7 protein-coding genes and 1 pseudogene are annotated in these 10,703 nt (G+C 67.6%); 3 read left to right on the forward strand and 5 right to left on the reverse strand.

What is annotated here, in order from left to right; translation table 11 throughout:
* Positions 1-2: 2 nt before the first annotated feature.
* Both LNK82_RS43805 and LNK82_RS48085 read right to left on the reverse strand, forming a co-directional pair.
* Positions 3-911, reverse strand: coding sequence for an IS3 family transposase (locus LNK82_RS43805; RefSeq protein ID WP_230572724.1), 909 nt, complete (start codon positions 909-911; stop codon positions 3-5).
* A 5-nt stretch (positions 912-916) separates the two neighbouring features.
* Positions 917-1,228, reverse strand: a complete 312-nt coding sequence (locus LNK82_RS48085) for a transposase (protein WP_230572725.1) — start codon at positions 1,226-1,228, stop codon at positions 917-919.
* Between the two features lie 193 nt (positions 1,229-1,421).
* Here LNK82_RS48085 and LNK82_RS43815 point away from each other — a divergent pair, with 193 nt between their 5' ends.
* The 3 genes from LNK82_RS43815 to LNK82_RS43825 all read left to right on the forward strand — a co-directional run bounded on the left by LNK82_RS43815 (position 1,422) and on the right by LNK82_RS43825 (position 4,687).
* Positions 1,422-2,753 (forward strand): DUF3322 and DUF2220 domain-containing protein, encoded by a 1,332-nt coding sequence (locus tag LNK82_RS43815; RefSeq protein ID WP_230572726.1) that lies wholly within the window; start codon positions 1,422-1,424, stop codon positions 2,751-2,753.
* A 328-nt stretch (positions 2,754-3,081) separates the two neighbouring features.
* Positions 3,082-4,098, forward strand: a complete 1,017-nt coding sequence (locus LNK82_RS43820; protein WP_230572727.1) for a competence protein CoiA family protein — start codon at positions 3,082-3,084, stop codon at positions 4,096-4,098.
* Between the two features lie 235 nt (positions 4,099-4,333).
* Positions 4,334-4,687, forward strand: coding sequence for a hypothetical protein (locus tag LNK82_RS43825; RefSeq protein WP_230572728.1), 354 nt, complete (start codon positions 4,334-4,336; stop codon positions 4,685-4,687).
* Between the two features lie 4 nt (positions 4,688-4,691).
* Here LNK82_RS43825 and LNK82_RS43830 read toward each other — a convergent pair whose 3' ends face one another.
* The 3 genes and pseudogenes from LNK82_RS43830 to ssb form a co-directional block, all read right to left on the reverse strand.
* Positions 4,692-8,285 carry a hypothetical protein gene (locus LNK82_RS43830; RefSeq protein WP_230572729.1) on the reverse strand — a complete coding sequence of 1,198 codons (3,594 nt, stop codon included), beginning with the start codon at positions 8,283-8,285 and terminating at the stop codon, positions 4,692-4,694.
* 430 nt (positions 8,286-8,715) lie between these two features.
* Positions 8,716-9,939 (reverse strand): recombinase family protein, encoded by a 1,224-nt coding sequence (locus tag LNK82_RS43835; RefSeq protein WP_308257532.1) that lies wholly within the window; start codon positions 9,937-9,939, stop codon positions 8,716-8,718.
* Positions 9,846-10,106: pseudogene (ssb, locus tag LNK82_RS43840) on the reverse strand (single-stranded DNA-binding protein); the annotation flags it as partial. The gene LNK82_RS43835 and the pseudogene ssb, both read right to left, overlap by 94 nt.
* Positions 10,107-10,703 lie beyond the last annotated feature (597 nt).

Genomic DNA, 10,703 nt, shown 5'->3' on the forward strand with positions numbered 1-10,703 from the left:
TATTACCTGGATCGGGTCGGTGATGCCGGGATGGTAGTCGGTTCGGCCTGGGCGGCGTGCCAGGCGGCTTCGTACTCGTCGGGACTGAGCCAGCCGAGGTCCTTCTGGATGCGTTCGGTGTTGTAGAACCCGTCGATATAGCGGAACAGCTCGTTCTCGGCCTCGTCACGGGTGCGCCAGGAGCGGCGGTAGACCAACTCGATCTTCAACGTGGAGAAGAAGTTCTCCATCAGGGCGTTGTCATACGAGTCGCCGACCGACCCCATGGAAGGCAGGATCCCGTTGTCCGCCAACCGTTCCGCGAATCGGAAGGCCGTGTAGGTCGACCCGCGGTCGCTGTGGTGGATCAACTGCCCGTCGCGCACGTCGCGCGACCAGATCGCGTACTCCAAGGCACCGAGCACCAGGTCGGTGTCGCAGCGGTCGGAGGTCTTCCAGCCCACGATCCGGTTGGAGAACGCGTCGCGCACCGCCGCGAGCCAGAACACACCCTCGCCGGTGCGGATCCGGGTCGCGTCGGCCACCCACAACCGGTCCGGCGCGGACGCGGTGAAGTCCCGGTTCACCCGATCGGGCGCCGGTGCGGCCTGCGGATCCCGCCTGGTCGACGACGTCCGCCACTGTTTGCGCAGGAAGGCGCCCTGCAGGCCGGCCTGGCGCATCAGCCGCTCGACCCGCTTGCGCGACACGCGGATGCCCCTGCGGCGCAGGACCTGGTGCACCCGCGGACTGCCGTAGGTCCCACCGGAGGCGGTGTGGATGTCGACGATCTCGGCGGTGACCGCCTCGTCCTCGCGCTCACGGCGGGACGGGTCGGACTGCCGGGCCACCCAACCGTGGTAGGTGGAGGAGGCGACACCCAGTACCCGGAGGACGAACTCGACCCCGAAACGGCCGCGAAGCTGCTCCACGAGCTTCACGACCGTCGCCGGGTCGGGTCGAGTTCCGCCGCGAAAAACGCGGACGCGGTCCTCAGGATCTCGTTGGCGCGCTTGAGTTCCGCGTTCTCCCGCCGCAGCCGGCGCAACTCCTCGGACTCGGTCGAGGTGGGCCGGTCGCCACGTTCGCCGCGGTCGGCCTCGTCCTGCCGGATCCAGTTCCGCAACGCCTCGTGATGCACACCCAGCTGCTCGGCCAGGCGCCGGATCACCGGCCTGGGGTCCGACTCCCGGTACAACCGGACCGCACGGGACCTCAACTCGTCGGGGTACTTCTTCGGTGGTGCCACGGACGACTCCCTTCAGGCCCTATCGGACCATGTCTGGAAAGCCACCGAGTTAGCGGGGGAACCTCAAGGACCGCCAAGCCTTCCGCGACACCTTGGACAGCCTGGTAGCAGACAACGACACCTCCACCGCCACACCGGCCGATCCGGGCGGCTCGTCCATACCCGAAGACACCACAGGACGGGGCAGCAGCTGATGACCGGCCGAGCACGCGGCACGGCCCGCAGCGGCGACCTGACCGGCGGCGATCGGACCATCACCGACCCGATCGCCGGGATCAGGACACCCCACCTGGTGGTTCACGACGTCCGACGACGCCTGGAACGCAGCTGGCCGGACACCGTCCTACGGGAGCACCAGTGCCACACGCCCGGCGCGGGCCACCCGACACCACAGATTGAACCGGATACGGCGGAGTCGGCGTTCGATGCTGGCGCCGCGCCAGCATGGCCGCACGCGTTCCCGCTGGGACAGCCCGACGCCACCGTGCTGGCAGCCCACTTCGGCGACGTCGTGGGCCTGGTCCGCGACTGGCGCGAGTGGGCCGATCGGCACGGCATGACGCTGCGCTGGCGGATACGCCGCGTCCACGGCACCGAACAGCACCTGCCCACCCACCTGCTCGTCGATGACATCGACACCGCCGCCCGCATCACTGGCTGGCACGACACGCTGGCCACCGCCCGCGCCCGCGCGCGGATCCTGCTACGCCGGAACCCGCTGCCGCGCTCCCCTGCCGCCGTGCTGCGCCAGGTCGTCGACTACGACGAGGTGGACTTCGACCTGCTCAGCCGCGCTGCGGACTGGTTCGCTGAACGCGCCGTCACCGGCCCGCCCGCGTCGCTCACGCCTCGACAGGTGCCGATCGAAGGACTGCACGCCAAATGGCTCAACACCCGGCACGCGTTGCTGCGCGAACTCGCCGGCGTCGACGAACTGCACCTGCTGCCGCCCCACCCGCCCCGCCTACACCTCACCTACCTGGACCCCGCACACCTCGGTTCGGGCGGCCGTCGACACGACTGCGCCACCGTAGGCGACAACCTCCCTCTGCCCTATCCGCCAAAAGTGATCATCATCAGCGAAAACAAGGACACTGCGGTCCACTTCCCGCCGCTGACCGGCGGTATCGCCGTGGAAGGCAGCGGACGGGGCGGCACCACCGCAGCGTCCTTCACCTGGATCACCGACGCCCCCGCCGTGTTCTACTGGGGCGACATTGACCCCGACGGCTTCGAAATCCTCGCCGGATTCCGTGCCGCCGGAATCCCCGCACGGTCACTGCTGATGAACCGCGCCGTTTATCAGCGGTGGGAACGCTACGGCACCAGCGTCGACCGCCACGGCAAGCCACTGCAGCCACGCACCCCCAGCCCGACACCGCACCTGACCGCTGAGGAACGCTCCCTGTACGAGGATCTTTGCTCACCACAATGGACACGACACCGACGTATCGAGCAGGAGCGCATCCCGCTGCACACTGCGCTGCAGAGCATCCGCACAGCCCTGGGCACCTCAGTGCGCTAGACATGTCATTCATCAAGGCGCTCCATCCTGGGGCGCAACGGTGCGGAGAAACCCCGATGCCGAGCACACGGCTTCGGGTGGTGGAGGCCGTGTGGAGTTGTGCACCCACTCGGGCAGGTCAGGCGTCTCGCCAGTGACGGCCCAGCGGTGACCGTTACAGTATCCGCAAGTCGACGGGACTCGCCCCGCCGTCGCCATACTGACGACCACCCATGGCCCTTTCCCGGTAGTGCACCGGGCCCACTCGTGCCGCTCGCCAGGCGTCGTACCATCGCGGTACGCAGCTCTTCGCTCAACCACCTACTGGTCGTGAGAATGCGGGGCCGTCATGACGACGCGTGTGCTGTACGTCCCGGACAACCGCGAGTTGGACCTCTCCCGTCTCTCCGAGAGCGATTATCAGACGGTCGCCTCGCTGCGGGGCAAGATCGGGCGCGGCGACCGCGTGCTGCTCTGCCTGGAACCAGCGGTGTCTGGCCACGACGAGATGTTCGTCCGCAGGCGCGACGGCAAGTACTACGCGAGCCACTTCGCGGGCGGCGGCCATGGCACGCATGAGATCGCCCGAGAGAGCGACGAGCACAAGCGGCAGAAGGAGTACTGGCACCGGGCCGGCGACGACGCCGGCTACCGCAGCGACACCGAGTTCACGACGAGCACAGGGAGCATCCTCGACGTCGCCATCCATGGGCCTACCCCTACCGGCGTGGAGGTCCAGCTCTCCCGCATCAACCTGTCGACAGCGAGTGGCCGCACCGCTCGATCACATCGAGCCGGCTGGTTGTCGCTGTGGTTCACCCCCGCAGAGCGCTTACCGAAGTGGTTCCACCGGGTGCCCTCGGTGGGCTGCAACCACATCCCGTGGGACAACCTTCCTCCCAGGGGCTCGGCCGTGGCCACCGGTCTGCGCCGAGTCGACATCGCCAAGTGCACCGTGCACAACTTCAAGACATGCCCGGCCAACCGCCGCCACTGCGGTGGCGATCACCCGAAGCTCAACCCGTGGGCAGGTCTGACGCTGGATCACGTGGCAGCTCTAGTCCCCGCCGGCAAAGCGGTGCCACTCATGGCCACTGGCCGGACCGTGTACCTGGTCCCACCGAACGACCTGCGACTCTACGAGTCGCTGACCGGAGGCCCTGCCCGCTATACCCCGAAAATACCGTCGGAGACCGACCGCGCCTCGTCAGAGCCCACCGATTGCTACAACGCGTCGCACCTTGCCGACTCGAGCGTGGAGTGCGAGGGGTGTGGCGAACGCCTTCTGTGGAGGCGCCCAGGCCGAGTCCTCTGCGAACGCTGTAATCCGATCATGCACCTACCGACCAGCCCTTATCCACTCTGAGCGCTGGCAGCGTCAGCCGAAGCCCGCCTCACCAACGGCGTATACGCCAACCATGTTTCGGTCAGTTCCCACATCGTCGTGGCCAATGAGCCGAAGACGAGACGACCAGGCGCAGCCGCCAGATCGACAGTCCTTCGGACCAGCGTTTCCGACCGCTTGCTCAGGCCGGACGGCACGACGCTTTTCTTGCCCCACTGAGCCGATATACAGCACTGCTGATCCAGCGCGACACAAGTTGCCGGTTCAGTATGTCTTCGTTCCCGACTTCGACGAATCCGGTCCGATGACATACGCTCATTGGATCAACCAGGAATTGGTACGGCATGCTCGCCATCACATCTACATGCACCCCGACAATCTTCTGAGCAATAACATACGTCTACCGCAGCCGGATCGCCGTAACTTCGATGCAAACACCGGCGGCGCGCTGATCAGCGAAGACGGACTCTTCCACGGTCTGAGCGAAGACCAACTCAACGGCCCGTCCGAAGCCATGCCGCCCCGCCGCGACGAGGACGGCATGACCATCAATGATCTGAAGTGGCCCATTCCCGGCGGCGTGACATCAGGTCGACCAACGAGCTGGTGACATGTCAGCTGGCGGCCATCAGGCCGTCGAACTCCTCCAGTGTCACGAACGCCATGAGCGGCCGTGGCACGAAGGCCGCCGGGCTCGGGCGCCTTGTGACGAACAGTCCTTGGACGGACGTCGGCATCGGTACGCCCAAGGCGTCCGCGACTGCCGCGCAATCCGCCGCGACGGTGTCCACCTTGGCTTGCAACTTGCCGACTTCGCCCTTCTTCGGATCGTAGAACTGCCGAACCGCGCGTGCGATCTCGGCCGGGGTGAACACCTCGGCCAGATCCTTGTCGTCGATGACCCACAGGACGCCCTTGTCGGGGTGCATCGCGATGTGGTCGATCTCGCCGGGCAGGGAGGCGAGTCCGATCGTGCGCGCGTGGTGGGGCTTGATGCGGCTGCGTACCACGAACCCCATCTTCCGCAACTGCTCGTCGACCTGATCCTCTAGGACCCTGGTGCGCTGCAATCGAACCTGGTCGATGGCGCGGCGCACCGTCGGGCAGCGGTCCAGGCGGCTGGTAGGCCACGGCAGCAGGCCGTCGGTGAGGTAGCCGCTGGTGACCCGTCCGGTGGCCGCCGAGTTCCACGGCAGGACCAGCACCGTGTGCTCGGTCAGCTGGATCAGAGGTCGGGTGAGGAGCCGGTGGTCGCGGGCCCGCGCTTTCCACGGTTGCACGCGTTCGGCGGCCAGGTCGGCGCCGGTCAGCGTCAAGGCTGCCAGCGCGGCTTGCGCCTGCGCACGGTCGATGTCGAGTTGGTCGACTAGCTCGGTCTCGACGTCGACGAGCGCGACTTCCGCAGTCGGGTGTTCGTTGGTGACCGGCCAGGCGCTGAGCACCGTGCAGGCGCCCAGCAGCGCCGTGGCGGTGCAGCCGAGGTCGGTTAGCATCGCCGGATCGACCTGGGCCAGGATCTCGCCGGGGTCAGGGCCGCGTCCCTGCTCGGTATCGGGTCGCGTGGTCGTCCGCTGGTAGTGGCGTAGGCGGGCGTCGTTGAACGCCTCGATGTCGATGGCCGTGGACTCCCCGGCGTGGAGGGTGATCTCGAAGCGGTCGGACACGTCGGTCACTTCGCCGCTCATCTCGTGCAGCAGGGCGTCGGCGCGGGTGGTGGAGTCGACGAACAAACCGGCCAAGGCCAGCAGGTGGGCCCACTCGATGTCATCGGGTTCAGCTGTGCCCTGCTGATCGGCCACCAGGGAGAGTTCCATCAGCGTCGCCAACACCGCCGACTGCTTGACCAGGGGGCTCTCGCCGTCCGGTTCGAGTTCCGGATCACCGGTCTCCGACAAGCGCGGTGGCATCTGCGTGCGATTGAAACGTTGACGTCGGTGCGCCTCGCGCGTGAAGGCGACTGCTTCGATCTCCTCCGCAGCCCGGTGCAGCACCGCGGAGGCGTCAAAGCGTGCGAACCACTCTTCCATCTGGTGACGCAGCCAGGGCAGGATCAGCTCCAGTTCGAGTGCCCTGGACTCGGCGTGGTCGCGACGCCCCGCCGCTTGCCCGCTGCCGACCAGGTGGACGCCGAGCAGCCTGTTGGCCTGCGACACCGCCCACTCCGGCACTGGCGCGGGCCGCCGCATGTCGAGAGCCTTGTTCAAGGTGGTCTCGGCCGAGACCACCAGCACCCGGGTCGCGGTGGGCCAGGCGGCGGCCAGGGACTCGACCGCCGCTGCTTGATCGTCGCCGCAGTTGCGCAGCAACGCGGTCGTGATCAGCTCACCGAGTCGACGCTGAACGTATCCGGGGTTCTCGACCTCATGGTGCTGCAGGGAGGAAGTCCACCGGATGACGATCCCGCCCTCACCGCTGTCACCCTCCTTCAGTGTCAACGGTTCGCCAGAGGCGTCCTCGTACACGAACTCGACCACCAGCCGATCGAGGCCGCAAGCACGCAGTACCGCTGTCGTCTCGTCGCGTAGTTGCAGCGCCACCCGGCACGCCGTCCCGACCATGTCGAACGCGAACGCCACCTTATGCGACGGCATCGACCCTCGCAGCACCTCGGCGACCAGCGGCCCGTGCCACGGATCTGCGCGATCGAGCAGACCCAACGCCCACGCGGCCCTGTCGGCGGCCACGAAGCTGACCGGATCGCCCTCCGACATGACGACCGCCAACTGGTTGACCGGCGGCAGGCCGAGCCGGTGCAACGCCCACTCCAGCGGAGCCCGCCGCCCCGCCAGCTCCCACTCCTCGTCACCGACCTGGTGCGGGGCGACCATGATGCCGGTGGGCGGCAGACCGGCTCGATGCAGAGCCTGGCCGTTGGCCCGCCACGTCTGCCAGGTGTTCACCGGCTCCCAACCGAACATCTCCACATCCGCATTGGTGACCACCTGCTCGTGGAAGAACGCCCACAGCTCGTCCGAACGCTCACACGTCTTGACGATCCACGCCAGGTCCTCCAGAGAAATCATCGCGACCGGCTCGGTCACCCCGATGAACGAGGTGCCGATCAGCGCGGTCACCACCACCCGCACGATCTCCACATCCTCCGGCAGGGTCAGCGGCCCGGCATCGGTGGGCACGGTGACGCCCGGTGTGATCGCGGCCAACGCGGTCTCAGCCTCGCGGACATCACCCCTGGGTCCGATCTGCGCCGCGACCGCAAGAGCCAGGACGTGGCGTCGGCCGTAGAAGATGAGCATCACCGGTCCCGCAGGTCCCTGGAACACGTCAGCGGGCGGAAGATCGTGCAGCGAGTGCAGCAGCTTGCCGACCTCACCCCGCGCGATCCGCAGCCACTCCTGCTGCGACCGCAACGACCGCGCCGCGGCTCGGGCAGCCAACTGCGCGATGCCGGACTCCCACGCCTCGGTCACGTACGGCAGCGGAAGCGCATACCGCGCACCACCAGGACCGGATACTGCAACAGCCGTACCGAAGCACGTGGTCATCATCCGCAGGTCGACCTCCAGCCGACCCAGCGGGACCGTTCCCCACTCCAGCGCCTTGCGGTGTTCCTCCGTCGCCTCCGGCCCCAGCGGAGTCCACAGCAGAACTTCCTCAGCGGCCCGCATTTCCTCGGTGCCAACCACCGGGAGGTCCCCAACCTCCGGTTCGCCGTCCGCAGGCCACGCAGACGCCAGGATCTCGACCACCCGCTCGGTGTGCATCAGGCACACCTCGACCCAGTCGCCGACACCGAACCCCAGCATGCGCCTCAAAGCCGGGTCCACAGCCTGGGCGACCAGCTCCGCCGTCCGCAGCGACGCCAACGGACGCTCCAACATCCCCGGATACAACCGGTACGGACGGCCCCGGAAGACCCCCACGGCGGGAACTCGCGGATCCCAAGGAACCGTGTCCTCCAACGACGCTACGGGCCCGGCCAACGCCACCAGCGACTCCATCAGCTCACGCATACCACCCACCGGCCGCACCGCAGGACGCCGCTGCACCGCCGCCCGCAACGCCAACCTCACCGCATACGACAGAGTCAAATGCCGGTGCATCCCCAACGGCGAGGACACGATCGCGTGCACGGCAGCCAACGGATCACCGAAACCGGACAAGGCAGCCAGCACCGCACGCTCATGCTCCCGACGCTGGAGAAGCCGCTCCTGCTCACCCGACTTCGCCTTGCTCCTCCGGTCGCCCATGAAGCCCTCCCACCCGCGATCCCCCGCAGACGAAGCCAGTCCGCGGTTCCGGGCACCGTACGCCACCGCACCGACAATGTGGACAGTCAGCGGATCACGAAAGGCAACAAGATCGCACCGAAGGCGGGTTGCGACTCCGCAGAACAAATGTCTTTGAGTCGTCCGAAGTCAATCAATCACATTTTGCGACCTGGGCTCCCGACCGGCCCAGGAGCACTTTCTCGACTGAACGACGACTACCCAGTGCGACCGTAAAGACGCCTGCCGATTTCACTGGGCGAAAGTTCGAGTGGGAAATTCCCCACTCTTGCGACGACACCCCAGACCCCTGCTAAGCTGGACTTATGAGCCACTCCCCTTCAAGGCGAGTTGGAAATTCCCCACAGATGCGTGTTCGGACACATAATTTACCCCGCGAGACATTTCCAGGTCAGCTGGAAGTCTCGTGGGGCTTTGTGTTTCCCGACCCTGCTTCGACCCTACCCGATGGTCGCTGCTCGTAGCGTGTCTGCCGGTGCGAAGGCAAGAGCAGTGGGCGGCGTCCAGCTCGTCCCACGACCTGTCGCCTGCGGTCGCCGCCGTGCTCGTCCCGCGGCGGGCACGCAACACCTCCGGCCCGGGATGCGTATCGCGAACGGGTGGAGCGGAGGGTGACATGCAGCCCGGTCTGCCGGTGTCGATCGTGCGGCGCTGCGGAAGGAAGCAGTCGCCGGAGAGGCCGGCGCGCGGGGCGAGCTCTGTCAGCCGGAGCATCGACCTGGCCCGCGAGCACGTCGGGCTGATCCGCCTCCGAAGCCGTCGCACGACTCAAGGTCAGCAGGAGTTGCTCGCCCGCCTTTCCACGATCTCCGGACCCGGTCCCGCCATGGACGGGCTGCGGTGCCAGGCGCCTGCGTGGTGTGCGTGCTCGCCCGGTGGTACCGCGGTCGAGCAGAGCAACCCCGACGGTGTCACAGCGGAAGACGAGTCCGAGTTCGTCGACAAGCCGTGCGGTCTGCTCCGGGCCCGGGTTGTCGGCGATGCCCACGGCGGTGAGGTGTGCGGCGATGCGGCCGAGCAGGTAATCCTCGCGCAGATAGAGGTTGCCCGGCGCGCCTTCCGGTCGGGTACGGGCGCTGGTGTGACCGTGACGGCAACGGTACGCGGCCCGACCGTGGGAACGGTGCGAGTCCATCTTCCGCCCGCACAACCCGCACTGGAGTCGGCCCGCCAACAGGTAGACGTGCTCACCGCCATCGGTGTCGGCCTGGCGGGTGCTGTCCCTGGTGGCCTGGATGGTCTGGGCGGTGACGAAGTCCTGCTCGGACACCAACGGCGTGTGGGCGATGCCGGTCGAGATCGCCCAGGCGTGCTGCTCGTTGCGGACACTGGCACGTCGCCCGCTCGGCGAGAGGGTGGCACGGTCGGCACTGGTGCGGTTCCACACCTGACGACCGGTGTAGCGCGGATTACCCAGGATCTCCATCACCGTACGCAACGACCAACCCGCATCGATCCGACGCCGGTCACGTTCCGCGTCCGCGCTCGACGGGCTGGGCACGGACTGCTCGTTGAAGTCTCGGAGAGCTGCCGCAGGCGGCCGGTGACGATGACGCGGGTGCCGCGGGCCAGCGACTCGGCGACGTTCTCGGCGTACTGGCACCAGACGCTGCACTTCATGAACAGCACCTCACCGTCCCGCCACTCGTTGGTCTGGCGATTGAAGGAGCGGGGGGTGGACGCGCCGGTGAAGTTCGCGACGGCCGCGCCGGACTGGGTGAAACGCAGCTCCGGGTCGGCGGTCAGGTTGCCGACGATGGTGGTGACGGTCTCTCCGGCCATGGCGAAAGCTCCCTTGCGGATCGGTGATCTGGCCACCGACACTCCCGTTCGGGTCGGCTTCGCCTGACGGCAGTTCCGTCGAGCGGGTTCGGCCCCGAGGGGGTTGTCGATCTGCGGAACGCAGATCAGGTCGTGGCAGGGCCCCGAAGGGGGCGGCGGGGGTTCCGGCCCGTGCTTTTCGGGCCGGGTTCATCGGCGCGAACCCTGCCACGACCTGATGTGCTTGGAGCGGATCGACAACCCCCGGTCCGAACCCGTCTGCCCTCTTACCTCCGGACTTGTTCCTTGTCTCGCTGATCACCGGGTCGGGTGTGCAGGGCGCTCCAGCGGCGCAGCACGGTCCAGCTGTCGCGGCTGGGCTCGAGCCGGTGGGTCTCGCGCGGCTGGCCGTCGACGTCGGCGAACAGCAGAGTCCGATGTCCACGAGCCCGGCGCGGCGCAGCCGGCGGATCAGCTCGGCGTCGCGTGGGTCCGGACTGACGGCACGATAGTGGCCGCGGTCGTCGACCAGTACCTCGTAGAGGTCGCCGCGCCAGGTGGTGAACCGATCGTGCACCCCCCCCGGCACCACGCGGGGGCCCGGCCCCGCGGCCCCCG

The sequence above is a fragment of the Saccharothrix luteola genome (assembly GCF_020859565.1).
Taxonomy (GTDB): Bacteria; Actinomycetota; Actinomycetes; order Mycobacteriales; family Pseudonocardiaceae; genus Actinosynnema; species Actinosynnema luteola.